This window comes from Vibrio sp. 10N.247.310.23 (genome assembly GCF_041467155.1).
Taxonomy (GTDB): domain Bacteria; phylum Pseudomonadota; class Gammaproteobacteria; order Enterobacterales; family Vibrionaceae; genus Vibrio; species Vibrio crassostreae_C.
Genome location: NZ_JBFSTZ010000007.1, coordinates 49,395 through 74,931, shown reverse-complemented (window position 1 = coordinate 74,931; position 25,537 = coordinate 49,395). Strand labels below are relative to the sequence as shown.

Sequence of the window (25,537 nt, the reverse complement as noted above, 5' to 3'; positions counted from 1 at the left end):
ATGACCACGCAAGTATTGGATGCCAATCAAGTATTGAATCAGAGTGCAGCGAAAACCAAAGTTAGAGCTCAAGCCAAAGTGGCGAAGTCAGAGGTTGCGTCAAAGAAAACCTCAGTGGATCGCCGTTCGTTTATCGCACTTGCGAAGCACCTGTTTTTGGCAACCTGCGGAACCATCATGGTGTTCCCGTTCTTATGGATGCTGTCTGGTTCGCTGAAAACCAATGATGAGATCTTTGCTAACCCTCTGGATTTGATTCCAGAGCAGTTTCGCTGGGAGACCTTTGTCGAAACCTTCCACAGCGCGCCGTTTGGCTTGTACATCTTCAACAGCTTTAGCGTGGCTTTGTTCACGACTCTGTTGGTGATTGTGAATTCCGCGATGTTTGCATACGCGCTGACTCAGCTGAAGTTTCGCTCGAAGACCGTGCTCTATTTCATCGTGATGGGCTGTTACATGCTGCCGGGTGCAGTGACTTACATTCCGTCTTACATCACTTTGGCAAAACTGGGTTTGTTGGATTCACACATGGGCTTAGTTGCGTCGAACGCGGCGTCGGTTTTCGGTGTGTTTTATCTACGCCAAGTGTTTATCAAGGTGCATCCGTCGCTGATTGAAGCGGCACGAATTGATGGTGCAGGTGAGCTCAAGATCTTATGGGCAATCATCTTACCGCAATGCCGAGCAGCAGTCGCAACACTGTTCCTCATCACTTTTATTACCAATTACAACAGCTACATGTGGCCAAGCCTGGTGATTACGACTCAGGATTTAAATCTGATCGCTACTGGTATTCGTCACTACTTTATTGCCGAAGGTAACTATGGGTTGAACTGGTCGCAAATTATGGCGGCGAGCACCATTGCAGTATTGCCTTTGTTAATTCTATTCGTCATTTGTCAAAAGACGATTCTTTCAGGTATCGCCGATAACGGCGTAAAAGAGTAAACGGAAATGAAACTAAAAACTCTCGCACTAGTGTGTGCTGGCGCAGCAAGCGCGTCGATGTTCTCTAGCAGTGTTCTTGCGGCAACCGAAGTTAACTTTTGGTATTCCGGTGGTACTAAGCCACAGCAAATGATGACTAAGCTCATCGAAGAGTTCAACGCGAGCCAAGATGAGTATGTGGTGAAGCCTGCATTGCAAGGTAACTACACGGAAACCTACCAGAAGCTGCAAGCTGGTTTAGCGTCGAAAACGGCACCTGAACTTGTGCTATTAGATTCAGGTCGTGCGGAAGCGATGCACGGGCGTGGTCTGAGCCGTGACCTAACGCCGTTCATGGATGAAGAGTTCAACTTCTCTGATTTCATTGGCGCGTTTAAAGACCAAGTGACGGCAGACGACGGCACCATCATCGGCTTACCTGCTTACGGTACGACTCAAGTGTTTTACTACAACAAGCAGGTATTGGCAGATAACGGCTTTACCGAGCAAGACCTAAACACATGGCAAGGCGTGGCTAAAGTCGCGGAGAAAGTTACTCAACGTGATGACAAAGGCAACGTGACCTTTTACGGCTGGGAGCCGATGTGGGGCCAAGACAACATGATTGACGCGGCTTTCTCTAACGGTGCGAAGATCATCAGTGATGATGGCAAAACAGTGCTAATCGATTCAGCTGAATGGGTTGAGGTGTGGGACAGTTTCCGTAAGTGGATCCACGACGATCAAATCATGCGTATTCACTACGGCGGTCAAGGCTGGGAATACTGGTACAAAACCATTGATGACGTGATGAAAGACAACGCATTGGGCTATACCGGTTCATCAGGTGACCAAGGTGACTTGGACTTCACTAAGCTTTCAGCAACTACACAGCCGGGTTGGGGTTCAAACCCTTCTGCGCCACAAGCGGGTGCGCTGGTTTACGTAATGCCAAAAGGCACAGATGACGCAGCAGCGAAAGGTGCATTTGAGTTTGTTGAGTTCTACACCAACGCGAAAAACACGGCAGCATGGTCGATGTTTACGGGCTACATCCCTGTGCGCAACAGTGTTTCTGAAGTTCCAGAATACCAAGCGTTCACCAAAGACAACCCACAAGCTCTGATTCCGTTGAAGCAAGCAAACACGGCGACCAAAGATTTCCTTGACCCTACCAACGGTAAGATTATGGATGCGCTGAAGGTGGCTGCAGACCAGATTCAAATCCAAAACGTGCCTGCTGACAAAGCGCTAAAACAAGCGGCTAAGAAAGCGCAACGTGCACTAGACCGAGCGAATCGTTCTTAATCTGCAAAGTGGATTAACACTATCTTTGCATGCATAAAGGCCCATCTACTCGGGTGGGCCTCTTTTTGACCCAGTCCTTCAATTAGGACGAATTTGGTGAAGACAATGACCCAATTTCAAGGTGAACTGCCGTTTGGCAGAGTACGTATCCCCTTTGATGTACCAGCAGGTTCTCACTGCGTAACCATTACTGGTACGACGGTGAAAAAAGGATTCTTATACGCTGCGGCATACGATGCCAACCAAGCATTTCGTGGCAAGGTGTTGTTTGAAAAGGCGCACAAGTCACTCACTATCCAACCGGAAAACTCTGGCTTAGGCGCGATTGATGGTGTGACCCCGCCGGGCGAGTGGTTCTTAGAACTTTATAACCTTGAAGGTGAGTTTCGCACTGAGCGCGCGATGCAGTATCAAGTGGATGTTCTTTGCTCTGATGAGTTAGTGAATAACGATATTGAGCTAGAACTGAACCCAACGGTGACAAGTGAACATGATATCGAGTTCGATTACAGCCACATGCTGAGTTCTGATTCTCGCTGGTATCGTGGCGACTTACACGCTCACACTCAGCTTTCTGATGGTCACAATACCTTGGCTGCGGCTAAAGATATTGTTGAATCTCAAGGGCTCGATTTTTTCTTCTTCACTGAGCACAACATTTGCCAGCCTAAGCTGCCCGTTTCAACACAGTGTTTGTTCTTACCCGCGTTAGAAGTCACAACCGATCTCGGACACTTTAATGTACATGGCCCAGTTAAGTCTTTAGACCTGAGAGACGTTGAACACAGCAGCCAAGCGACCATGGAAGCGGGATTGAGTTTAGCTAAAAGTGGACACAGTTCCCTTGGCATTAATCACCCGATGATGAAGCCGTGGCATTGGCATTACGATCAAGTGGATCTCAGCCAAGTGTCTACGTTTGAAGTGTCCTGCGACCCAACGTGGTCGACCTCGCCAAAAGCGACCGAAGAGGCGTTATTGGTTCTCAATGACATGTGGAATTGTGGCCAACGCATTACGGCGATTGGCGGCAGTGATTCACACCTTGAACCCCATGAACGCAATCCAAAATCGGATGAACCTTCTATCTACGGTGACCCATCAACTTTCGTTTACAGCCATGGTTTGAGCGGCGAAGGCATCTTGTCTGGTTTGCGTAATGGGCAAGTTTACCTAGAGCGCCGCTGTGGCCTGAAGTTTGACATCAACTTAGGCGACTTGCTACCGGGTAATGACTCTCAAGGACAGGCACTTAGTTACCGTATTGCAGTTACTGATTCAGAAAACCCTTACTACGCTGAGTGCGTGGTCGATGGCGAGATTATTGACCGAATCGTTTTGAGTGATGAGCTACAAAGTATCCATATTGATGAAGGCTACCGTTGGTGTCGAGTGGATATCCGTCGTGGAGAACTTTCTTCTGCATTAATCAACAGCCCTCAACCCGTATCTGACGAACGTGAGTTTGAAGGCTGCATCAACGCCGTATTCGACGGCAAACAACCAGAATTTAACCAACCCCTAGTGCGTACTTGGGGAGAACTAATGGAGCGAATGAGCCGTGATGAAGTTTAAGGCGATGTTATTTGATAAAGACGGCACATTGTTAGAGTTCCACAAGATGTGGCTTAACGTTTCTCGTGGTGCTTGTGAGCGTGTGAAATCTTACAGTGACCAACACCAAGGTAATCAAACTGTCACACCTGTTGAGTTACTCTTGGCCATCGGTGTTGAAGGTGATGTGGTTGATAACTATGGACTATTAGCCTCAAATCCAGTGGAAGATACCGCAACAGCGTGGTTCAACATGCTGCAACCGAATGTCTCGCTCACTGAATTCACTAAGGTGACCAAAGCCGCTTTCAATGATGAAGTGGAAGAGAACCCAAGCTGGATTGAAGCCCTGCCGGGTGTGGCTGAAAAGCTTGACCTGTTTAAGCAGCAAGGCATGATTTTAGGTATCGCGACCGCAGACACCAAAGACTCGACCATCTACACACTGGAGCAATCGGGTTTGAGCGAGATGTTCGATTATGTTGGTTATTCTGATGGCGATATCGAACCTAAACCAGCGCCGGCACTACTCAATGCCTTCTGTGAGCAATGCGGTATTGAGCCACATGAAGTGATCATGTTTGGTGACACGGTTTCAGATATGGAATTTGGCCGCAATGCAGGCGCAAGCAATGTTGGTGTGCTGACGGGTACGGCTCAACACAGCGAATTAGAACCAGTAGCGGATCTGGTTATCGCATCGGTTGCCCATTTTGAGCTCAATCAACTGCAAGAACGTGGCTAAAACGTCCACGACAGATTGCAAAGATAGTATTTAACGAATTGATTTAAGGACAGGTTATGGCTGAAGTCACACTGAGAGGGGTAGAAAAAACCTACCCAAATGGTTTTAAGGCTGTGCACGGTGTCGATCTGAATATTCGCGAAGGTGAGTTCATGGTGTTTGTTGGGCCGTCTGGCTGCGCAAAATCCACGACACTTCGCATGATCGCAGGCCTTGAAGATATCTCAGAAGGTGATGTCTACATTGGCGATAAGCGTGTAAACGAATTGCCACCTAAAGATCGTGGTATCTCGATGGTGTTTCAGAACTACGCGCTTTATCCGCACATGTCGGTGTACGAAAACATGGCTTTTGGCCTGAAGCAACAGAAGCTGCCAAAGCATGAAATCAATGAGCGAATTGAAGATGCAGCCAAGACTCTGGATATTGAACATCTGCTAAATAATAAGCCGGGTGAAATGTCGGGTGGTCAAAGGCAGCGTGTGGCGCTTGGCCGTGCGATGGTGCGTAAGCCAGATGTGTTTTTGTTTGACGAGCCCTTGTCTAACTTGGATGCAAAGCTGCGTGTTTCGACTCGTGTCAGCATTGCACAGCTGCACAATAACCTGAAGCAAGAAGGGCAGAACGCCACCATGATCTATGTGACACACGATCAGGTGGAAGCCATGACCCTTGGCGATCGCATCTGTGTGTTGAATCAAGGTGAGATTATGCAAGTCGATACGCCAATGAACCTTTATCAGTACCCAGCAAACAAGTTTGTCGCAGGCTTTATTGGTTCGCCAGCGATGAATCTTCTCAAGGTGAGATTGGATGAGATTGATGGCGTGATGAACGTGGTCTCTGAAAGTGGGACTCGTTGGACACTGCCACAAGACAAGCAGATTATCGCTCGTGAAAAGATGGGTGAGTGGGTATGGTTTGGTGTTCGTCCAGAGCACATTCAACTGGCTAATCACGATGCGCCGCTGGCGGAAGTGAATACTCAAACGCACAGGCTTGATGTGGTTGAGTCGATGGGTAATGAGCTGTATCTCTACTTTAAACTCGGTGCAGATAAGCTGGTGGCTCGCGTGCCTTTTGATGCGGATCGCACGGCAAACAGTGGTGAAGAAACGGTGCTGCATTTCAACACCAGCCAATGTCACCTGTTCGATTTAGAAACCGAAGAGACGCTCGATCCTAAGAGCTGATTCTGTTGATCCTACGAGTTGTTTTGTAAAAAGAAATCCCCATTCGTTGACTAGACGAATGGGGATTTTAGTTACTAGGGGTAGTTACTTTATCAATAGTGAACATTCACTAATTTATTGATTATTTAGATAACCTTTGGTTTTAAATAATCTTAGGTTTTAGATAGCCACCATAGTCGCGGCTTTCTTCATTGCTTCCTTGGTTGAACACTCAATCACGTTCGCGTTAGCAAAGCGGTGAGCGTCTTTCACTTGAATATCGTGAGCCAAGATAACCAGCTTCGCGTTCGCCACATCTAGGTCGGTGATGCGGTTCTGAATACCGTTTTGACCTTGAGTTTCTACTTTGATTTTCAGACCCGCTGCCGCACCTGCTTTTTCTAGTGCTTTCGCCGCCATGAAGGTGTGTGCAACACCAGAAGGGCAACATGTTACAGCTACGATGTCGTACTCGCCTTCGCCTGCTGCAGGAGCGGCTTGAGCTTGTACTGGCGCTTCAACCATGTCTTCTTCTGTTTCTACCGCTACCGGTTTCCAGAAGCCTACGATAACGGCTGTGGTTAGCGAGCCAAGCGCAATACCGACGACGTACATTGGAATGTTGCTTGATACTGGCGCAGTGATTAGGCCGCCCCACGGTGCGTGCAGTAGAACGTCTGTCATGAAGCCGAATACACAGCCCACGATACCACCGGCAACGATTGAAGGAAGAACGCGCATTGGGTCATTCGCTGCGAATGGGATAGCACCTTCAGAGATACCGATAGAGCCCATGATTGCTGCCGCTTTACCTGCTTCTTGCTCTTGTTTAGAGAACTTGTTTTTGAATAGGAAAGTCGCCAGAGCCATACCTAGAGGTGGAGTACAAATCGCGATGCCAACGCCGCCCATTAGCCAAGGTTGTGTGTCTACTTGAGTTTGGGCAAATAGGGTCGCGACTTTGTTGATAGGGCCGCCCATATCAAACGCCGTCATACCGCCAAGGATTGTGCCCAGAACCATCTTAGATGCACCAGCCATTGAAGCTAGGAACTCGTTCATTGAAGACATGAACAGTTTAATTGGCTCACCGATGCCCCACAGTACGATACCTGCAGAGATTAACGTACCTAGAAGCGGGTAGATGAAGTACGCACCTAGTGCCGTCATGTTTGCAGAAAGTGGGATCTTCTTAAGTTGGAACACCACGCCACCGGCGATAAAGCCTGCCACGATACAGCCAAGGAAACCGCCGCCCATGTCAGCCATGATGCCAGAAGAGATCATTGCAGGTGCTAGTGCTGGTTTATCTGCAATGGAGTAACCAATAAAGCCGCCAAGAATGATTGGGAAAAGAACAAGGCCTTTGATACCGATATTAGAGATGTCTGCCAGCAAGCCGTCTGCTGGTACGGCACCTTTGCCTGATGCCATTACCGCTAACGCCAACAGAACACCACCGGCTACGATGAAAGGCAGCATGTGTGAGGTTCCGAAAAGCAGGTGGCCTTTCATGGTACTAAGGAGTTTTTTAAAGTCGCTACTACTGTTTTTATTATTAGTATTCGTAGCTTGAGTTGTTAGGGTGCTCATGATTTTCTATGCCTTATGAATTAATTAAAATATTAAGGATCTGTTGTTCGTCTTTTGCGTTATGGATATATTGAATAAATTCATCGCTGAATTTTCCAAATAGTTCTTGTAATACATAAATATGATGGTCAGCACCGTTGTCTGGTGAAGCAATCATAAAAAATACGGTTGGATTAATGCCGTCTTCATCGCCATATTCGATGCCTTCGCACTTTACACCGACAGCGATTGCCGGCTCAGTGACCGCCTTGCTTTTTGAGTGTGGGTAAGCGATGCCGTCCATCGAGGTAATGCTTTGAGATTCACGAATTTCGATGTCTGCCAAGAAGGCTTCTTTATTACTGATTCGGTTGTTCTCAAATAACATGCTTGCCAATTCTTCAAACAGTTCTTTTTTATTATTCGCTTGAAGGTTGTTATTAATTAAGTTGACGTTAGTTAGCTGTGTGATCATTTATTAACTCATTCACTATTGAAGTTCTTGAATTAAAATTAATGGATTAACCCGATTCGCGAAATAGCAAATAAAAGCCCTTCACTGTACATTTGTACCAAGCAAAATTAAGTGTGATTTGCATCATTCATCCAGTGTGAGATGAGTCATATTTAATGGTGTACTTCGGTGTTGAAATAACTTTCTGTAGGAAGAAAAATGCCCCGCAAAGCAGGGCATTATCAGTGTTTGTATCTACTCGGGAGAGCTAGATTTACTTGATAGAGCTAGCTGTAAGCACGCGCCACGCGTCCAACGCAATCCAGTTTGTAGCTCTCTGCGTAAGCTGGAATGAACACCGATTGGCCTTTCTCTATTACGCAGGTTTCACCACATTGATGAGTTAGCACCATGGGTTCATCGAGTGGTAATAGGATCTCGGCGCCTTCGGTTGTGATCTGTCGTTGCTGCGAATTTTGTACGATAGAGAACTTAAAATCCTCGACTGGAATTTGGTATTCCATCACATCACCTTGCTCAATAGGGCTGAGCAGTAGCCTATCTGCAGGCTTTTCATTGAATTGAGTACAAGAGACTAATTCATTGATATCCATGTACTTAGGCGTCAACCCTGCGCGGAGTACATTGTCTGAATTCGCCATCACTTCTAAGCCCGTACCTTTAATGTAAGCGTGGGGCGTCTCGGCATCCAGATACATGGCTTGCCCCGGCTTTAGCGTGATAACGTTCAATAGCAGCGGAGCAAACAGGCCGACATCCCCCGGATACTGTTGTTCCAACTCTGAAATCAACTGGAACACAGGGGCATCTGAAAGTTTCGCCTTCATCAACAACATGGTCAGCGCCATGCCTTTTTGTTCTCCTTGTAAAGACAATAAGCTCGCGAAGAAGCTGGCTAACCCATTAGGCGTTTGATCGCCCGCGAGATCGTTGACCATCGAATGAAGCTCTGGAATGTCGAGATAATGGAAGTGCTCTAGGATCTCGCTGATCGACCTAAAACCATTCATCGCGGTGTAGTCGGTTAGGGCATACACCAGTTCTGGCTTGTGGTTGGGATCCTTGTAGTTACGGTTGCCCGCTGTCATCGGAATGCCTTGCTGCTCTTCTAGAGCATAGCCAGATTCGGCTTGCTGCTTGTTCGGGTGAACTTGAACAGAGAGCGCTTTCTCCGCCGCTAACACCTTAAACAGATACGGAAGTTCACCAAAACGGCTCGCGACTTTCTCGCTCAGAAACAGGTTTAGGTTCTTAGAAATCAAGTTCGACAACGTGGTTTGATGACCATTGTCAGTGACTATCGAACAACCATTAGGGTGAGCGCCCATCCAGATCTCCGCTTGTGGCTCACCTGATTGGTTATCAATACCAAACAGTTGGCTAAACGAAGAAGGGCTACCCCATGCGTAGTTTTGAATTACGTTGGTCATAGGGTAGAAAAAGCGTTGTACGAACGAGTCGTTCGCTAAAGAAAAATCAGACATCGAAATCACCATGAAGGGAAACATGGCTTGAGCTCTATTCGTTCCTAAAAGGACAGTAGAGGGGCTCAAACCATTGGAATTGAAATGGCTTAAGCCGCTGCTGCTGTCAGCTTGGCTTTGCGTAGATTTTTAAGCGCGATACAAGTAACCGCAGTTACGCCCGCACCAGATGCCATGCACACGAGTGCTAGCAGTGGGTAGTTCATTGCGCCAAGTAGAGCGACCACTGGACCACCGTGAGCAACGCTGTTGGTGATGCCAAATGAGAACGCCATTACCGCAGCAGTCATTGAGCCAAGCACGTTGGCAGGGATAACTGACATTGGATCTTGAGCCGCGAAAGGAATGGCACCTTCAGAGATACCCACTAAGCCCATCGCGCCTGCTGCTTTGCCTGCTTCAATTTCAGAAGATTCAAATAAGTCGAACTTACGGCCGATTCTGGTTGCGATAGCCATACCCAGTGGAGCCACAGGGATTGCGCACGCCATAGCACCCATGAATTGAGTTTGACCGCTGGCAATCATGCCGACCGAGAATAGGAACGCCACCTTGTTGAATGGGCCGCCCATATCGAAACCGGCCATGCCACCAAGGACGATGCCAAGCAGAACCACGTTGCCTGTGCTCATGCTCGTTAGTAGTGCAGTAAGCGCATCCATCAGCCCAGCGATAGGTGCACCGATAACAAAGATGAACAGACCCGCGATGAATAGAGAGCCAGTGATCGGAGCGATCATGATAGGCACAAGTGGTTGAACGAATTTGTGGTAGTTAAACGAAGTAATCCATTTAACGAAGTAACCCACTAATAAACCCGCGATGATTGCGCCAATGAAGCCAGTGCCTGCGTCAGCGCCATAGAAAGAGCCGTTGTTGGCAATCCAACCGCCAATTAAGCCAGGGGTTAGGGCTGGGCGGTCAGCAATCGCGTAAGCAATATAACCAGCCAAAATCGGAATCATCAGTGTGAAGGCAACCACACCGACTTCTAGAATTTGGTTCCACATGCTGCCAGCAGGAATCGCCATGCCAGATTCACTTGGCTCGCCGCCAATCGCCAGAGCAAGGGCAATCAATAGGCCGCCAGTCACCACGAATGGGATCATGTGTGATACGCCATTCATCAAGTAACGATAAAGGTCTGAACGTGCTTGCGAGGCTTTCTCTGCAACAGATTGGTTGGTCGGTGCTTGTTCAGCTTGGTAGCTAGGTGCATTGAGCGCTTGCTGAATCAAGCCTTGTGCGTCTTTGATTGGTGCTTTTACGTTAGTGCAGACAACGCGTTTGCCAGCAAAACGAGCCATGTCGACCTGTTTGTCACAAGCGACCACAATCGCATCTGCGCGTTCGATCTCTTCTTGAGTCGGGCTGTTTTTAACGCCTATCGAGCCGTTGGTTTCGACCTTGATGTCATAGCCAAGAGCCGCTGCGCCTTTCTCTAGCGCTTCAGCTGCCAAATAAGTGTGTGCAACGCCAGCAGGACAGCCTGTCACACCAATGATGAAGCCTTGTTTCTCAACGTTGGTTTCAGTTTCTGATGGCTCAGGTTTGGTAAGCAGTAGTTCTAATGCTTCTTCTTCAGATTGAGCATTCATAAAGCTTTCGATAAAGCCTTCTTCAATCAGTTTTGAAGAAAGCTCTGCCAGTACTTCGATGTGGTGATCATCGCCGCCATCTGGAGACGCAATCATGAAGAACAGTTTTGATGGCAGACCGTCATCTGCGCCGTACTCGATCCCTTCTTTGTGGACACCGATCACTACTGCAGGTTTGATCACCGCGCTACTTTTCGCATGTGGTAAGGCGATGCCTTCTTCAAATCCGGTATTACCTTGTTCTTCACGAGCCTTAATGTCGGCAAGAAACTGTGCTTTGTCTGAGATTCTACCTTGTGCGTAAAGCACGTCTATCAGCTCTTTAAATACGTCTTCTTTTGAATTAGTGCTAAGCGAAAGCTTAATCAAATCTTGATTGATCAATGTCGTGATCATAATGAACCCCTACTCTGTTTTTATTTTGTTAGGGGTATTCTGGAATCTACGGCTTGCCTTCTGTAGTGAAGAAAAAATGCATTTACTGGATGATTGTTGCGTTATAAGTGGAGTGTGATTTTGATCGGTTGAGTGGTCGTTTTTAGGGCGGTGTTGACAGAGTTTAAGATGTTTTGAGGCTTTTATTTATAAGGGCTGTAGCGTATTTGTTTATCCAGTCAGGAACGTGCTAGGTCAGTTTCGTTACTGGAGATTTATTTCTACGACTGGATTTTTGTAACTTAGATCTCAAATTGTGATTTTGCTCAATAGCGCTATGTTTCAGTTACAGGTATATCTATTCCGGTAGCCTTATTGCTGCTTATAAGAGTTCGAATAATGATATTTCATGACTTAATCTCGTCGGTGTTAAATGAGCGAGAACCGTTTCATAACATCTGGTTTGCTGGAGATTTTCATACACCTTCAGCGTGCAGTTATCAGGTGAACTTTCCGCGCTTAGAGCTGGTGCTAGACGGAGAGTATATTAATGAAATGGAGAGTCATGATCGCAAAATAACTAACGTTATTGCCAAAGCTGGAGACGCGATTTTCATCCCACCGAACTGCTGGAATAAACCCAATTGGGATACTTACTGCTCAGTGTTGAGTATGTTGTTTGGTCGTCGTCAGCTTGGTTTAAGCTTGGTGAGTAAGCGCAAAGGCGAGGAGAGCTTTTACGATATCCAAAAGCACAGTATTCAGACTCGATCAGGGTTTGCGATTGATAATATCTTGGAGGCGCTTAGCTCGCTAGCGAGGGAGAGCAACAAGCAGCCGATGGATGAGTTATTGCTGCAAGCTCTACTGCAATACAGTAAAATCATGCTGGAAGCGCCCGTAGAAAAATCTCATAGCCGAGTACAGGATGTGTATCAGGGGATTTGTATCTACATTCAAGAGAACTTCCACCGCCAAATCACCCGAGACAGCATTGCCTCACGCTTTAGCATTTCATCCAATCACTTGTCGCGAATGTTCCGTCAGCAAGGCCACATGACGCTAGCAGAGTACATTACCCGCGTGCGGGTCGATCGCGCTAAGTTCATGCTCAAAAAGTACAACTTCAAGCTCAATGAAGTGGCAGTGCGTTGTGGCTTTAAGGATGTGAACTACTTCTGTCGAGTGTTTAAGAATCGCACCGGAAGAACCCCGACTGAATATCGTGGTTCAATCTAATATCCCTTCAAATTGCCATTTTTGACCAGAGCTTATACGACCGAAATTTGTATGACTAGATCACCACAGTGAGCTCTGTGTTGTGGTGATCAATTTGCTTTGTGTTCTCCTCTGCCGTTTATTTCTACACCTTATTTCCCAACCTTATCTTTAGGCACGATTTCTATTTATCCCGTTTCACTAAATAACCCCAATTAATAACATTACGGGTTCGCTTTGCGAGTTGCTTATTATTTTTCGTTGCCTATTTATTGAATTAAACGTGTGAGAGTTGATGTATTAATGCGATGCATTTAATGAATGCTAAGTAAATTAAAAACCACTTATCGAGACGATAAAATCTTGTTATTGTTGTCCAGATTACTGATTGAAATGTTTTTAAGTTGTTGATTTTAAATGTTTACTTTTCGTTAGATTGTTCTTTATTTACTAACGTGTAATTCATGCCTCGAAATCAAATATTCAGGTTTATACGCCCCATCACAACCTTGACTTATAATACTACAAATTAAAAATTCAATAGATAATATGCTCTTCAGATATTCATCATAAAGAAGACTTATACATGGAACTCAATACTCTGATCGTAGGAATTTATTTCCTTTTCCTTATCGCAATAGGTTGGATGTTTAGAACGTTCACCAGTACAACCAGTGACTATTTCCGCGGGGGCGGTAACATGCTTTGGTGGATGGTTGGCGCAACTGCGTTTATGACTCAGTTCAGTGCTTGGACCTTCACTGGCGCAGCGGGTAAAGCGTATGCCGATGGTATGGCTGTCGCGGTTATCTTCCTAGCGAACGCATTTGGTTACCTGATGAACTACCTGTACTTCGCTCCGAAATTCCGTCAGCTGCGTGTAGTAACGCCAATTGATGCGATTCGTATGCGTTTTGGTAGCTTCAACGAGCAAGTGTTTACTTGGTCTGGCATGCCGAACAGTATTGTTTCTGCAGGTATATGGCTGAACGGTTTGGCGATTATCGCATCGGGCATATTTGGCTTCGATATGACAACCACCATCGTTCTAACCGGTCTTGTTGTACTAGTGATGTCGGTAACGGGCGGTTCTTGGGCGGTTATCGCGTCTGACTTCATGCAGATGGTTATTATCATGGCGGTAACCGTAACGTGTGCTGCAGTGGCTATCGTACAAGGTGGTGGCGTTACTGAAATCATCAACGATTTCCCTGTAGCAGAAGGCGCATCATTCGTTTCTGGTAACAATCTGAACTACGTAAGCATCTTCGGAATTTGGGCATTCTTCATCTTCTTCAAACAGTTCAGTATCACCAACAACATGTTGAACTCTTACCGTTACCTAGCGGCAAAAGACTCAAAGAACGCGAAGAAAGCGGCACTGTTGGCATGTATTCTGATGACCATCGGTCCAATCATTTGGTTCATGCCACCTTGGTTCGTTGCAGGACAAGGCGTTGACCTTGCAGCACATTACCCAGACGCAGGCTCTAAAGCAGGCGACTTCGCTTACCTTTACTTCGTAGAGCAATACATGCCTGCGGGTATGGTGGGGCTTCTAATCGCAGCGATGTTTGCGGCAACCATGTCTTCTATGGACTCAGGCTTAAACCGTAACTCAGGTATCTTTGTAATCAACTTCTACCAACCGATTCTTCGTCCAAACGCGACAGAGAAAGAGTTGATGGTTGTGTCTAAGTTGATGTCTTCGGTTTTCGGTGTCGCTATCATCCTTATCGCACTGTTTATCAATTCACTGAAAGGCTTGAGCTTGTTCGACACGATGATGTACGTCGGTGCATTAATCGGTTTCCCAATGACGATTCCAGCATTCTGTGGCTTCTTCATTAAGAAGACTCCGGACTGGGCAGGTTGGGGCACGTTAGTGGTTGGCGCGATTGTGTCTTACATCGTAGGCTTCGTGATTACCGCTGAAATGCTACAAAATTGGTTCAACCTAGAGCCGCTAACAGGTCGTGAATGGTCTGATTTGAAAGTAGCGGTAGGCCTGATTGCTCACTTAACGTTTACAGGCGGCTTCTTTATTCTTTCGACTTTGTTCTACAAACCACTGGAAGCGTCTCGTCAGAAAGATGTTGATACCTTCTTCACTAACCTTGCGACGCCTTTGGTCTCTGAATCAACCGCGCAGAAGAAACTGGATAACAAACAACGTCACATGCTGGGTTCATTGATCGCAGTGTCTGGTGTAGCTGTGATGGCGATGTTTGCTCTACCAAACCCATTCTGGGGAAGAATGATGTTCGTACTGTGTGGCGGTATCGTGTTTATCGTTGGTCTACTGTTAGTGAAAGCTGTAGACGACTCGGTTGAGGATGCGAAACAAGCGAAAAAAACAGCTTAAGTTAGCTAACCAGTTAAACAAGTAATTATACATAAAACGGCTGAGCTCTAATGCTCAGCCGTTTTTTATTGTGTGAGCAAATGAGCATAGAAGGGTTGGATAGGTGTCATAACAGGAGATAAATGGATTCGCTGAACTTGACCAGAACAGTTGAATTAGATGGGGATGAATTAGATGGGGTGAATTAGAAGAAAAATTAGATAAGACGAGATGATATGTACATCAACAGAGCTTGCAGATCGACACTGCTTCGGGTCTTTTGCAGACGTTCATTGACCTGATCGTGAAGGAGGTTTCGAGTTAGGTTGGTCGCCGCCACAATATGCTCTCGTTGTGGCTTGGTTGGTAAAACAAGAGCAATGGCTACATGCACTTCGCCAATACGTGATGCCCAGTCAATCGGGTCGTCACTGACAATAACGGCAATTGAGAGATCTTGAGTCGATTCAAACATCACATGCGGCAAGGCGATACCCGGTGACACGCAGGTTGAAGAGCGTTCTTCTCGCTTAATAAATGCCAGAATCAGTTCATCTGGATCCTCTGGGTAAACAAGGTGAGCGAGCCCTTTTAAGCACTCAAATTTGGTCAGTTGGGTTTGCGCCTTAGCGTGGTGCCATTTGATGTCACAAGGCGGGCATATTTGTGGCATTCGCTGGATTAAATCTTTAGAGAATTCATGGTTCACTTGTGACCCAACCATGTCGTAATGCTCTGCAATGACATCTTTGAGAACGAAACAGACCAGCTCCGCATCAATCCCAACCGCGGTTATCTGACACAAGTCACCACGAAGTAAACCTACTTGCAGCATCGCGACGGATTTGGAGAGATCAGCGGTTCGATTTTGAGTGATGTTGATAATGCGGATGTTGCTTTTGAACTTCTTCGCTAAGCGAGTCAGCGGCTGCGCGACATGTGAGTTTGCGGCAGGATCGTTAACGAAGAAGGTAATCTGATATTCGTTCATGAAAAGTTTAAGTTCGACAATGCTTAATAAAGACTTTATCGACACTCAACAACACCTCTTCCATGGGAATGAATAAGGTTTTAGCTGGGTCGAACCGGCTTGGTTGTTCAATATCGATATCAGATACGATTAATACTTTGTCTGCGAGAGTAATATCTTGGGCGGTCAGTAAGTTTTCAATACCCATAGCGCCTTGCGTCTCAACCTTGATTGAAACGTTGAACTTAGGGGCTGTTTTATTTAGAGCATCAGCTGCCATGTAGGTGTGCGCAATGCCTGTAGGGCACGCAGTTACCGCTACAATTCTCATTATTATTCTCGGCTTAATCTCGTCCCTGTTACGTTACATAAGCTACCTTTCAGAAGTTACCTTGGAAAAGCTATCTTGCATGGGAACTCCAGTATGGAAAGCTCGCATGGCGGAGGGACGATATTGTTATGGGTTCTGTGGATTTTATGGATTGGCGTTTTTTATTCCAAGGTGAAAGTCACACTCTGAGTTCTTAGTTACAATAATCCAGTTAATGCACCTTTCGTCCTATATATTGAGTGCCTTCACACCGTTAATCTTTTCATCTTATTAACCTTATCACTTACGTAATTACTTCAGTCTGAAATCAGGCGAGGCAGAGCAGCATATGGATATCACCAACATTATCGAGCCCGAGATCATCTGCTTAGATTTACAAGCAGACTCAAAACAGGCGGTATTTGAAGAGCTTGTTGAACTGCTCGACCGTGCCGGTAAGCTCTCCAATAAACGTGAATTCCTTGATGATATCTGGAAGCGTGAAGCCATCGGTAATACAGGTTTTGACGATGGTATTGCGATTCCACACGCGAAAAGTACTGCCGTAGCTAAACCTGCTGTGGCGGTAGGTATCAGCCGTTCTGGCATCGATTATGGCGCAGACGGCGGCGAGCTGTCGGATGTGTTCTTTATGCTCGCTTCTCCCGATAGCCACGACGACCACCATATCGAGGTACTAGCTCAGATTTCGACCAGACTTATCGAAGATGGCTTTGTTACAAAATTAAAGGCGGTGGAGTCGGTCGAGGAAGCTCAAGAGCTATTTCTCGAAGCCAATTTAGAATCGTTCGATAGTTACGCCTCTAGCCATCATGAAGTGTATGTCGAGCCACTCAGCCCTTGGGCACAATCTCTTAATCGCCTTAAAGAACACTTGTTATACGGCACCTCACACATGATTCCATTCGTGGTCGCGGGTGGTGTGCTTTTGTCTTTGTCGGTAATGATGTCGGGTCATGGTGCAGTGCCTGAGAGCGGCGTTCTGGCTGACATCGCACAGATGGGTATCGCGGGTTTGACTTTGTTTACTGCGGTGCTCGGTGGTTACATCGCGTATTCAATGGCTGACAAACCGGGTTTAGCGCCCGGAATGATCGGTTCTTGGGTCGCGGTCAATCAATACAACACCGGTTTCCTCGGCGCGATTGTGGTCGGCTTCTTCGCGGGCTTTGTGGTTAATCTACTCAAGAAGATCAAACTGCCAGACAGCATGATCTCGCTGAGCTCAATCTTCATCTATCCACTAGTCGGTACCTTTGTTACCTGTGGGGCTGTGATGTGGGTGATTGGTTCTCCCATTGCCCAAGTGATGCTAGAGATGAACCAAATGCTGACTGGCATGGCAGGTTCAGGAAAAGTGGTGTTGGGTAGCATTTTGGGTGCGATGACGGCTTTTGATATGGGCGGCCCGATCAATAAGGTCGCAACGCTGTTTGCCCAAACTCAGGTTAATACTCAGCCATGGTTGATGGGTGGCGTCGGGATTGCGATTTGTACGCCACCATTAGGCATGGCTCTGGCGACTTTCATATCACCTAAGAAATTCAAACGAGACGAACGAGAAGCCGGAAAAGCTGCGGGTATCATGGGTATGATTGGCATCAGTGAAGGCGCGATTCCTTTTGCAGCCGCTGACCCTGCTCGCGTTCTGCCTGCGGTTGTGGCTGGTGGCATTGTAGGTAACGTGGTTGGCTTTATGTTCCATGTAGTGAATCATGCACCATGGGGCGGCTGGATAGTGTTGCCAGTGGTGGATGGCAAGATTGGCTATATCGTTGGCACACTAGCGGGGGCTCTAACGACAGCCCTGATCGTGATTCTTCTGAAGAAGAACGTGGTCGAAGGTGAAGTGAATTCTAATCAGTTGACCGGTGGTTCGGTAACGGAAGAAGGGCAAGCAGATGTATTGGCGATCACTTCTTGTCCATCTGGTGTTGCCCACACTTTCTTAGCGGCGAAGTCTTTAGAAAAGGCGGCGCATCATCTTGGGGTTCGGATTAAAGTCGAAACACAAGGTGCCAACGGAATAGGTAATCGCATTACCCAGAAAGATATTGAAAGGGCGAGGTTGGTGATCTTCGCTCACGATGTGGCGATTAAGGAAGTTGAGCGCTTTGCGAATGTGAAAACCTTGGATGTCAGTACTAAGGAAGCAATGCTTAATGCTCAGGCGTTGATCATGAGAAAGGTGTAACTCTTTAAACCGCAAAGTTTATCATCTATAAAGTTAACTAGATCAAAACTAAAAAGACTCCGCTCAGACCTGTTAAGGCGAAAGTGGAGTCTTTTTGTATTGTGCCCAATCAGTCAGGTCAGACGCTAAAAAGGGTGGTACTTAAATACGTCTTCAACCATTGAGTTGAGTAAATCGATATCGTCACAGGTTTTGGCGTAGGTACGGAGGCCTGCGATTTGGACCTGAACATGACGAGCAAGTTGAGTCGGATCGCGCTCTTTGCTGATCTCACCCAATTCTTGTGATTCTGAAATCAGCTTGGCGAACTCACCTTCCATTATCTTGAGTGACTTCTTCGCTTCTGCTAACAATTCTGCGTGTTCATCAGTCAGCTCTGCGACCGTTTTAGCCAGCATACACATGCCATTTGGCGAACTTTGTTTTGATTCGACAACCGCACGTTTCACGAAATTTTCGAGCGCTTTGATTGGAGAATCCGTTTCGCTGCGGAAGCGGTTCAGATTGAGGATGCCAAGTTCGGTATAGCGAGCAAGCGTCTCTTTAAACAAACCTTCTTTGCTGCCAAAAGTCGCGTAGATGCTGCCCGGACGCATATCAATCACGTCTTGCAGGTTACGCATAGAAGTCGCATGAAAGCCCTTTTCCCAATACAGGTTCGTTGCTTTATCTACTACATCTTGTCTATCGAACTTCGCAGTCTTGGCCATAACATCTACTTCATTAATCTGAACATATGTTCAATATTTTATGCTGAACGCCCGTTCTAGTAAAGGTGTGTTTAGCTGCTTTGCGCAGGCTTAGAACATCAAAGAGTTAATAAAACATCCAGATCATCAGGAAATAATCTTAATCATCAATAACTTCTACGGTCTTGTGCTGAGCGCCGTAGTAGGTGCCTTCATCGATGGTGTACATCAATGTTGCTTCGCACTCTGGACAATCGAATTCCTCATTGGGTTCAATAGCCGCTTCTTCTACCCATTCCCAACCGATATGTTCTTCGCAAGCGGGACAATCCATAAAATATCTCTCAGTTATTGTCGCATATTTATTGCGAATCTCTACTTTAATAATTCGGCATTATACATATTTAGTTAACGAGGAATAGACAGTTAATCAGCGCAGAATAGGGAGTTGATTAGTTGTGAATCAATCGCTGGTGAGCGTTGAATCTATAGTTAGTTCTGAATAGATTGTTTTCTCTGAGCACATAATTGGTGCAGGCCTACCCCTTTTGGGTAGTTAAAGTGTGTCAGATTTCAGGCGCTTACGTCAATAAAATGTTGTCGCATGTGTTTTGGGTATCGTTAGGTCGCTTAGCTAACAGTTTTATCGGTAAATCAATGAATTTTGTAAGGTTAAATGTTACCTTCATCGCATCGCGATCTGTGTAGCACGGTAATTGATGCACATTGATCAAGTTGAATAATTATACAGTCACAATTGAGGCGCATCTTATTAAGGGTGTGCGAGTTAGATGACTGAAAAGATTTGTTAGCTGCTAGGGAAATGATAATGAAATTAACCGATATGTCTTTTAAGCAAAAAATCATCGCTTTGCTTATTTTACCGATCTTGGGATTTCTATGGCTTAGCGTTTCTGCGATTTCAAAAGGCGTAGAAACCACCAGTGAATTGTCTTCATTAAACCAACTTACCCGTTTGTCGGTTGTGTACAGTGAACTTGTGCATGAGTTACAAAAAGAGCGTGGAATGACGGCTGGGTTTATCGGCTCACAGGGCACTAAGTTTGTCAGTGAACTACGTGCACAAAGAGCCAGTGCAGATAATAGACGTAATCTGAAAACCGAATACTGGCAATCTGCTGAAATCGATTTACCGCAGATCACTCGGCTGAACACTGAAATAAGCCAAAGCCTAAATCAAATTACTTCTATTCGTAATCGGGTCGATTCTCAATCGATTCCGCTGTCTGAGGCTTTGGGTTATTACACCAAACTGAATGCAAAGCTGCTGAGCGTATCGGCGTTAATTGCTGAGCTTAGCTCTGATGCTGCCATCACCACTGAAACCATCGCTTACTACAACTTTTTACAAGGTAAAGAGCGAGCGGGTATCGAGCGTGCTGTCCTAAATAATACCTTCTCTAAAAATGAATTTGGCCCAGGCATGTTGGTTAAATTCATCTCTTTGGTGACTGAGCAAAATACCTATTTCTCAAACTTTGAGGTATTGAGTAACCCAGCTAACGTTCGTTTCTTTGAACAGCAATTGAATGATCGTTCGGTGGCAGAAGTAGAAAAGCTTCGTGGTTTGGCTGAATCTAAGATGAGCGGTTTTGATGTTGATCCTGTGTACTGGTTCTCGCAATCTACCGCTCGTATTGTTCAGCTAAAGAAAACAGAAAACCACCTAGCAGAGTCGCTTATCGCACTGACAGAGAAAAAAATGTCAGAGGCGCAGTCTGCGATGATGATGAGTATTGGTCTGTTTGCTTTGATAACCTTGTTCGCGACCTTCGTGAGCTATAAGGCGATCAGCGACCTGACGATGAGAGTAAAAGATCTTACAGTGATGTTGTCTAAGGTTCGTAATGACAACGACTTAACAGTTCGCGCTAAGTTCGTTGGCAACAGCGAGCTTGGACAGATCTCTTCGGCACTCAACGAAACGCTAGAGAAGTTTTCAAACGTTATCGACAACCTGTCTCAGTCGAGTCTGACCTTAGCTTCAGCCGCTGAAGAAACCTCACAAACCTGTCACTACAATTCGAACACGCTAGTGCAACAACAAGACCAAATTGGCTTGGTTGCGACGGCGACAGAAGAGTTATCAGCAACGGTAAATGAGGTGGCGGCTAAAACTCAGCAGACAGCAAGTTCCGCTAAACTGGTCGATGAGCAGTCTCAAGAAGGTTTGAGTACGGTTCAAAACTCTTACCACTCTATCGAAAAACTGGCATCTGAAATTAATGATCTAGCGGAAAAGATCACGCACTTACACGAGAGCAGTAATAACATCAACAGTGTGATTGATGTGATTAAGTCCGTCGCTGAACAGACTAACTTGTTAGCATTGAACGCGGCAATTGAAGCGGCAAGAGCGGGTGAGCAAGGTCGTGGATTTGCGGTAGTGGCTGATGAAGTTCGCACGTTAGCACAGCGTACTCAGCAGTCGACAGCTGAAATTGAAGGTTTCATCAGCTCGTTACAGTCTGATGTGCAAACCGCGTTTAATGTAATTGATAACAGTCAGAAGATGTCGTCTAAAGCGGTTGAGGATTCAAAAGAGGTGGAACACACCTTACAAGGTATCTCAGCATCGGTGAGCGAGATCTTTAGCATGACTGAGCAGATCGCAACCGCTACCGAAGAGCAAGCGGTAGTGACTCAAGATATTGCTCAAAACGTCATGGCAGTAGAGCAGAAGTCGACAGAATCTACGACAGGTGCAACGCAAATAGCTGCAACAGCCAAAGAACAAGCTCAGTTAGCAGCTTCATTGAAAGATATTGCGAGTACGTTTAAGAGCTAACTAGCAAGCACTCCAATAAGAAGTAAAATGCCCGTTAGTCTCTACTTTTAATAGCAGGACTAACGGGCTATTTGTATCTGCTGTCTTCTAAATGGCAACAGATAGTCCATTCAATGGGGATCTACCCCATAAACAAAGACACGAAAATCAACGCACCAAAACCAAATGTCGCCATTAATGCCGTGTCGCCACCGGCTGCTGTGTAGCTGCCTTCGGTTTGTAGGTGAGGGAAGTCAGGTCTGCGAACCTTAACTACCATTGCGAGTGGGCCCCAGATAGCTAGGAACACCAGGACCATGCCTGCATAGTCCAGCATGCTTACAAACTGGCTAGCGAACAGCTCAGCTAATACCAAAGGTAAGATGAAGGTTAGCGCATAAGCCAACGCTTTGTTGTTGGTCACCGCATCTTTGTTTTGGTCGTAAAGCGCCATCGACACGCCGAGGAAAGAAGTCACCAAGGCCAGAGCAGAGAACAGAGCGATCACCACTTTCAACCAAGCAGATTGGCCGCTGAACGCAGAGATCAACTCAGAGATATTGTGGAACTGGCTTATCGCGTCTGTGCCAAGGTTGCCGATAATCGCGAATAACCAAGTTAGGTAGCAAATTAATGGAATCACTGAGCCTAGCAGAATCATATTGCGGATCTGCTTTTGAGTTGCTTCACGGTTGTAGATAACCAGTGACGGGATCACCACCATAGAGGCAAAGCTAGTAAAGATAACTGCGCTGTATTGCACCACGTCGTTGGCCGTGTATTGGCTGGTTTGAGTTAGGTAATCAAGGCGAATGTTGCTAAATAATGACGCGATAACGATAAACAGCATCACGACCATCAAGATGAATAGCCCGCGATTCAGTTTGTCGATATAAGACTTGCCCGAGACGACGATAGCACCCATCAATAGGCTGAAAATGGTATACGCAACGGATGCTGATACATCGACACCAACGTCGAGCAGTAGCTTATGAATGATGTCACCGACACCCAAGATATAAGCGATCAACATGCATACTAGCAACAGGTAAAAGAGTGCATTGATAAAGTGTTTACCTTTGCTGCCCAGAGTGAGGTAAGCAACACTGCTCATGCCACTGTTGTCTTTAGTTTTAGTGCATGCTTCTGCCAGGAGGAGTGCAGAGTATGTGGTGCCGATAAAGATAAGTAGCATCAGCACTGAGCTGATCATGAAGCCAAATTGGGCCAACACCATGGGAATAGCGAGCATGCCAGCCCCTAATGCAGTTCCTGACAGAATCAAAGAACTGCCGAATAATTTCATATTCAAGAAAAACAACCTCAAGCGATCCAATTAAATTTTGTTTGGATTGTAAATAATTGTTTCCAAGACTAACAAAATACTCAGTAAAGTTAGGGGTTAATTTCTAATAAATTTTGAATTTTTCTAAAAAATTTAAGCAGGAATTTCTGGTGTATATGTGTGGTTGATTTAAGTATTCACTCGGTGAGTTTATTTATCGTTTAGTTAACGTTCGTCCATTATTGAATGATTTAGAAATTGGCAAAATTCAGTTAAAAAGAAGTATGTTTATGAGCTAATTGTTTTCAATTCATCAAGTTTAATACTTCTCCTTTCCTGAATCCCGTTCAGGCAATGTCGATGACTAACCGTTCTATGGGTAAAAGACACGCTCAGATCGCTTTATCAATTTGAAGGTAAATAGGTAAAGAACGAGAAAAGTGTCGAAAATTCTGTTGACCTGACTACAACTTCATAGTTTATCTTTACTACTGAAATGAGGGAGAAGTGGATGTATCGCATATCTGAATTAGCGGAGCTCGTTGGCCTGAGCCGTTCAACGCTTTTGTACTATGGAAAGTTGGGTTTGATAGAAGCTCAACGCACCAATAATGGTTATCGAAGTTATTCCGAACGCGACTTGCAGCGTGTGAAATTGTTGCAGCAGTTACAAGCGGGTGGACTGACGTTGAAAGAGTGTCAGGCGTGTTTGGATGCCAAGGTTGACCGCTCCTTGTTACAAAACCGACTCGAACAATTGGACGAAGAGATCGCTCAGAAACAGCGTTCGAGAGATCTTTTATCGGCCTTGTTAGGCGAGAGTGGTTTGCAAGATTGGCATGAATCGATGGACAAGGTGGCGCCTGATGCGCATCTCGATTGGCTCATTAAGCAAGGCTTTGATGAGAAGCAAGTACTGCGACTGAAATGGCTTTCAAAAGACATGAACGATCATGACCAGTACATGGCGGATTTTGAGGTGATCTTTGAGGGTTTACAGCGTTTAGGGCCAGGAACAGCGGAAGATACTTTAGCGGCGTTGGTACACGTTTCGGTTTCTCCTAAACGTGTGCTTGAGATCGGTTGTGGTAAAGGTATTGCCACCTCTGTGTTAGCGAAAGCCTTAGTAGAATATCAAGTGGATGTGCAAATAACGGCGGTAGATAATGATCAACCGAGTTTAGATGTTCTGACTCAGCAAGCACGGGTTCTTGGCTTAGAAAGCAACGTCAAAACCGTATGCGCGAGCATGATGGATCTGCCGTTTGAAGCTAAGTCGTTTGACCTAATTTGGTCGGAAGGCAGCGCTTACATCATGGGTGTTGAAAAGGCGCTAAAGCAGTGGCGAAATTTACTCAGTGATGACGGCATATTGGTCGTTAATGATTTGGTGTGGAATACCGAACAACCTAACGAATCGAGCAAAGCGTTCTGGCAGAAAGAGTACCCGGACATGACGACGGTTTCCGAGCGTATTAAACAGGCAAAAGCAGCGGGTTATGAAATTTTGGATCACTTTGCAATGAGTGACGCTGGTTGGCTTGCGTATTACCAGCCCTTTCAAAAGCGAATAGAAGCGCTTAAAGCAACGATGCCGAACTCAAAAGCGCTCGTCGATTGCGACAATGAAGTTAAACAATTTTTCGATAGCAGCACATCAAAGAACGGTTTGGGTCAAGAGCCTTCGAAAGGTTCTGAACAACGTGATTTTGATTATCAGTTCTTTGTGCTCAAGAAATTAAAGTAAATGAGTAACACCATGAAATTTAGGCAATATAATTCAAATGAAATCGAAACGATCACTCAAGTTTTCACTCAAACCTTTACGGATTCAGAAGGTGAGAACGAAGGTAAAACTTTGGGTGAGCTTGCCAACGATCTTTTAACGACCACAGCTCCGACAGAGCTATTTTGCTTTGTTGTTGAAGATGATTCTAGTGAGTCGGATGCGGATAGTACGATTGTAGGCTCGATTATCTTTACGTCGCTTTCATTTGACGATGAAACCAAGGCATATTTGCTTTCGCCAGTCGCGGCGAGCACTCAGGTGCAAAAGCGTGGTATTGGTCAGCGCCTGATTAACTCCGGTTTGCAGCTCCTAAAAGAGCAGGGTATTGAGCTTGCAGTGACGTACGGTGATCCTAACTACTATTCAAAAGTGGGCTTTGAGCAAATTACCGTTGAGCAAGTCCCTGCGCCCTTTGAATTGAGTTTCTCTCACGGTTGGTTGGCTCAATCGTTGACTGGTGGTGAAATTAAAGTAACAAGTGGCAAGTCGAGCTGTGTTAAAGGCTTGGCCCACGCAGAATATTGGTAGCCGCTTGCAAAAAAATTGAGAAAAAGAGAAAGCCCATCAGGTGTTGCCTGTTGGGCTTTCTTGTTATGAACGAAGACATTCTTCTGGCTTCAATGTATAAATTGAACAACTGTTCAAAATAACACTTGAACGATCGTTCTTGTTTGATCTATATTGTTTTTACACCAACGGAGAACATTCATTAATTGCTC

General features: G+C 45.8%; 20 protein-coding genes. 11 read left to right on the top strand and 9 right to left on the bottom strand.

What is annotated here, in order from left to right; translation table 11 throughout:
- The 5 genes from AB6D93_RS07375 to AB6D93_RS07355 all read left to right on the top strand — a co-directional run bounded on the left by AB6D93_RS07375 (nucleotide 1) and on the right by AB6D93_RS07355 (nucleotide 5,727).
- The gene (locus AB6D93_RS07375) at nucleotides 1-948 is read left to right on the top strand and encodes a carbohydrate ABC transporter permease (protein ID WP_102332229.1); all 948 of its coding nucleotides are present in this window, start codon (nucleotides 1-3) and stop codon (nucleotides 946-948) included.
- 6 nt (nucleotides 949-954) lie between these two features.
- Entirely contained in the window at nucleotides 955-2,235 is a 1,281-nt protein-coding gene (locus AB6D93_RS07370; RefSeq protein WP_065584077.1) for an extracellular solute-binding protein, read from the top strand.
- Nucleotides 2,236-2,340: 105 nt separating this feature from the next.
- A complete protein-coding gene (locus tag AB6D93_RS07365; RefSeq protein ID WP_102332228.1) occupies nucleotides 2,341-3,810 on the top strand; it encodes a CehA/McbA family metallohydrolase in 1,470 nt (489 codons plus the stop codon).
- Nucleotides 3,800-4,534: an HAD family hydrolase gene (locus AB6D93_RS07360; protein ID WP_102332227.1), complete on the top strand. Its 735-nt coding sequence runs from the start codon at nucleotides 3,800-3,802 to the stop codon at nucleotides 4,532-4,534. Before AB6D93_RS07365 ends, AB6D93_RS07360 begins: the two co-directional genes overlap by 11 nt.
- 56 nt (nucleotides 4,535-4,590) lie before the next feature.
- Complete coding sequence (locus AB6D93_RS07355; RefSeq protein ID WP_017064948.1) at nucleotides 4,591-5,727, top strand: ABC transporter ATP-binding protein; 1,137 nt, start codon at nucleotides 4,591-4,593, stop codon at nucleotides 5,725-5,727.
- A gap of 159 nt (nucleotides 5,728-5,886) precedes the next feature.
- On the opposite strand, the gene AB6D93_RS07350 is transcribed toward AB6D93_RS07355, so the two are convergent.
- The 4 genes from AB6D93_RS07350 to AB6D93_RS07335 form a co-directional block, all read right to left on the bottom strand.
- Nucleotides 5,887-7,299 carry a fructose-specific PTS transporter subunit EIIC gene (locus AB6D93_RS07350; RefSeq protein WP_102320881.1) on the bottom strand — a complete coding sequence of 471 codons (1,413 nt, stop codon included), beginning with the start codon at nucleotides 7,297-7,299 and terminating at the stop codon, nucleotides 5,887-5,889.
- A gap of 13 nt (nucleotides 7,300-7,312) precedes the next feature.
- On the bottom strand, nucleotides 7,313-7,753 hold the full coding sequence (locus AB6D93_RS07345) for a PTS sugar transporter subunit IIA (protein ID WP_102332226.1): 441 nt from the start codon (nucleotides 7,751-7,753) through the stop codon (nucleotides 7,313-7,315).
- Nucleotides 7,754-8,019: 266 nt separating this feature from the next.
- The gene (manA, locus tag AB6D93_RS07340) at nucleotides 8,020-9,237 is read right to left on the bottom strand and encodes a mannose-6-phosphate isomerase, class I (protein ID WP_102332342.1); all 1,218 of its coding nucleotides are present in this window, start codon (nucleotides 9,235-9,237) and stop codon (nucleotides 8,020-8,022) included.
- Nucleotides 9,238-9,326: 89 nt separating this feature from the next.
- Nucleotides 9,327-11,231, bottom strand: coding sequence for a fructose-specific PTS transporter subunit EIIC (locus tag AB6D93_RS07335; RefSeq protein WP_102332225.1), 1,905 nt, complete (start codon nucleotides 11,229-11,231; stop codon nucleotides 9,327-9,329).
- 378 nt (nucleotides 11,232-11,609) lie between these two features.
- Here AB6D93_RS07335 and AB6D93_RS07330 point away from each other — a divergent pair, with 378 nt between their 5' ends.
- Together AB6D93_RS07330 and AB6D93_RS07325 are read left to right on the top strand one after the other, a co-directional pair.
- Complete coding sequence (locus AB6D93_RS07330) at nucleotides 11,610-12,449, top strand: helix-turn-helix transcriptional regulator (protein ID WP_102332224.1); 840 nt, start codon at nucleotides 11,610-11,612, stop codon at nucleotides 12,447-12,449.
- Nucleotides 12,450-13,014: 565 nt separating this feature from the next.
- Entirely contained in the window at nucleotides 13,015-14,793 is a 1,779-nt protein-coding gene (locus AB6D93_RS07325) for a sodium:solute symporter family transporter (protein ID WP_017090435.1), read from the top strand.
- 196 nt (nucleotides 14,794-14,989) lie between these two features.
- Here AB6D93_RS07325 and AB6D93_RS07320 read toward each other — a convergent pair whose 3' ends face one another.
- Both AB6D93_RS07320 and AB6D93_RS07315 read right to left on the bottom strand, forming a co-directional pair.
- Entirely contained in the window at nucleotides 14,990-15,763 is a 774-nt protein-coding gene (locus tag AB6D93_RS07320) for a PTS sugar transporter subunit IIA (RefSeq protein WP_102332223.1), read from the bottom strand.
- A gap of 7 nt (nucleotides 15,764-15,770) precedes the next feature.
- A complete protein-coding gene (locus AB6D93_RS07315) occupies nucleotides 15,771-16,073 on the bottom strand; it encodes a PTS fructose transporter subunit IIB (protein WP_017069788.1) in 303 nt (100 codons plus the stop codon).
- Nucleotides 16,074-16,401: 328 nt separating this feature from the next.
- Between AB6D93_RS07315 and AB6D93_RS07310 the strand changes: the two genes are divergently transcribed.
- Nucleotides 16,402-18,267, top strand: coding sequence for a fructose-specific PTS transporter subunit EIIC (locus AB6D93_RS07310; RefSeq protein ID WP_102332222.1), 1,866 nt, complete (start codon nucleotides 16,402-16,404; stop codon nucleotides 18,265-18,267).
- A 125-nt stretch (nucleotides 18,268-18,392) separates the two neighbouring features.
- On the opposite strand, the gene AB6D93_RS07305 is transcribed toward AB6D93_RS07310, so the two are convergent.
- Complete coding sequence (locus AB6D93_RS07305) at nucleotides 18,393-18,977, bottom strand: TetR/AcrR family transcriptional regulator (RefSeq protein WP_102332221.1); 585 nt, start codon at nucleotides 18,975-18,977, stop codon at nucleotides 18,393-18,395.
- Nucleotides 18,978-19,116: 139 nt separating this feature from the next.
- Nucleotides 19,117-19,290: a hypothetical protein gene (locus tag AB6D93_RS07300; RefSeq protein WP_017061661.1), complete on the bottom strand. Its 174-nt coding sequence runs from the start codon at nucleotides 19,288-19,290 to the stop codon at nucleotides 19,117-19,119.
- Nucleotides 19,291-19,785: 495 nt separating this feature from the next.
- Between AB6D93_RS07300 and AB6D93_RS07295 the strand changes: the two genes are divergently transcribed.
- Nucleotides 19,786-21,765, top strand: a complete 1,980-nt coding sequence (locus tag AB6D93_RS07295; RefSeq protein WP_102332220.1) for a methyl-accepting chemotaxis protein — start codon at nucleotides 19,786-19,788, stop codon at nucleotides 21,763-21,765.
- A gap of 121 nt (nucleotides 21,766-21,886) precedes the next feature.
- Here the strand turns inward: AB6D93_RS07295 and AB6D93_RS07290 are convergent, their stop codons facing one another.
- Nucleotides 21,887-23,050, bottom strand: coding sequence for an amino acid permease (locus AB6D93_RS07290; RefSeq protein WP_102332219.1), 1,164 nt, complete (start codon nucleotides 23,048-23,050; stop codon nucleotides 21,887-21,889).
- 490 nt (nucleotides 23,051-23,540) lie between these two features.
- Between AB6D93_RS07290 and AB6D93_RS07285 the strand changes: the two genes are divergently transcribed.
- On the top strand, nucleotides 23,541-24,776 hold the full coding sequence (locus AB6D93_RS07285; protein ID WP_102332218.1) for a MerR family transcriptional regulator: 1,236 nt from the start codon (nucleotides 23,541-23,543) through the stop codon (nucleotides 24,774-24,776).
- Nucleotides 24,777-25,346 carry a GNAT family N-acetyltransferase gene (locus AB6D93_RS07280; protein ID WP_102332217.1) on the top strand — a complete coding sequence of 190 codons (570 nt, stop codon included), beginning with the start codon at nucleotides 24,777-24,779 and terminating at the stop codon, nucleotides 25,344-25,346. It begins immediately after the preceding gene.
- Nucleotides 25,347-25,537: the final 191 nt, after the last annotated feature.

Coding starts and splice junctions, on each gene's coding strand:
- AB6D93_RS07375 (WP_102332229.1), top strand. CDS start 1: ATGACCACGCAAGTATTGGATGCCAATCAAGTATTGAATCAGAGTGCA.
- AB6D93_RS07370 (WP_065584077.1), top strand. CDS start 955: ATGAAACTAAAAACTCTCGCACTAGTGTGTGCTGGCGCAGCAAGCGCG.
- AB6D93_RS07365 (WP_102332228.1), top strand. CDS start 2,341: ATGACCCAATTTCAAGGTGAACTGCCGTTTGGCAGAGTACGTATCCCC.
- AB6D93_RS07360 (WP_102332227.1), top strand. CDS start 3,800: ATGAAGTTTAAGGCGATGTTATTTGATAAAGACGGCACATTGTTAGAG.
- AB6D93_RS07355 (WP_017064948.1), top strand. CDS start 4,591: ATGGCTGAAGTCACACTGAGAGGGGTAGAAAAAACCTACCCAAATGGT.
- AB6D93_RS07350 (WP_102320881.1), bottom strand. CDS start 7,299: ATGAGCACCCTAACAACTCAAGCTACGAATACTAATAATAAAAACAGT.
- AB6D93_RS07345 (WP_102332226.1), bottom strand. CDS start 7,753: ATGATCACACAGCTAACTAACGTCAACTTAATTAATAACAACCTTCAA.
- manA (WP_102332342.1), bottom strand. CDS start 9,237: ATGTCTGATTTTTCTTTAGCGAACGACTCGTTCGTACAACGCTTTTTC.
- AB6D93_RS07335 (WP_102332225.1), bottom strand. CDS start 11,231: ATGATCACGACATTGATCAATCAAGATTTGATTAAGCTTTCGCTTAGC.
- AB6D93_RS07330 (WP_102332224.1), top strand. CDS start 11,610: ATGATATTTCATGACTTAATCTCGTCGGTGTTAAATGAGCGAGAACCG.
- AB6D93_RS07325 (WP_017090435.1), top strand. CDS start 13,015: ATGGAACTCAATACTCTGATCGTAGGAATTTATTTCCTTTTCCTTATC.
- AB6D93_RS07320 (WP_102332223.1), bottom strand. CDS start 15,763: ATGAACGAATATCAGATTACCTTCTTCGTTAACGATCCTGCCGCAAAC.
- AB6D93_RS07315 (WP_017069788.1), bottom strand. CDS start 16,073: ATGAGAATTGTAGCGGTAACTGCGTGCCCTACAGGCATTGCGCACACC.
- AB6D93_RS07310 (WP_102332222.1), top strand. CDS start 16,402: ATGGATATCACCAACATTATCGAGCCCGAGATCATCTGCTTAGATTTA.
- AB6D93_RS07305 (WP_102332221.1), bottom strand. CDS start 18,977: ATGGCCAAGACTGCGAAGTTCGATAGACAAGATGTAGTAGATAAAGCA.
- AB6D93_RS07300 (WP_017061661.1), bottom strand. CDS start 19,290: ATGGATTGTCCCGCTTGCGAAGAACATATCGGTTGGGAATGGGTAGAA.
- AB6D93_RS07295 (WP_102332220.1), top strand. CDS start 19,786: ATGAAATTAACCGATATGTCTTTTAAGCAAAAAATCATCGCTTTGCTT.
- AB6D93_RS07290 (WP_102332219.1), bottom strand. CDS start 23,050: ATGAAATTATTCGGCAGTTCTTTGATTCTGTCAGGAACTGCATTAGGG.
- AB6D93_RS07285 (WP_102332218.1), top strand. CDS start 23,541: ATGTATCGCATATCTGAATTAGCGGAGCTCGTTGGCCTGAGCCGTTCA.
- AB6D93_RS07280 (WP_102332217.1), top strand. CDS start 24,777: ATGAGTAACACCATGAAATTTAGGCAATATAATTCAAATGAAATCGAA.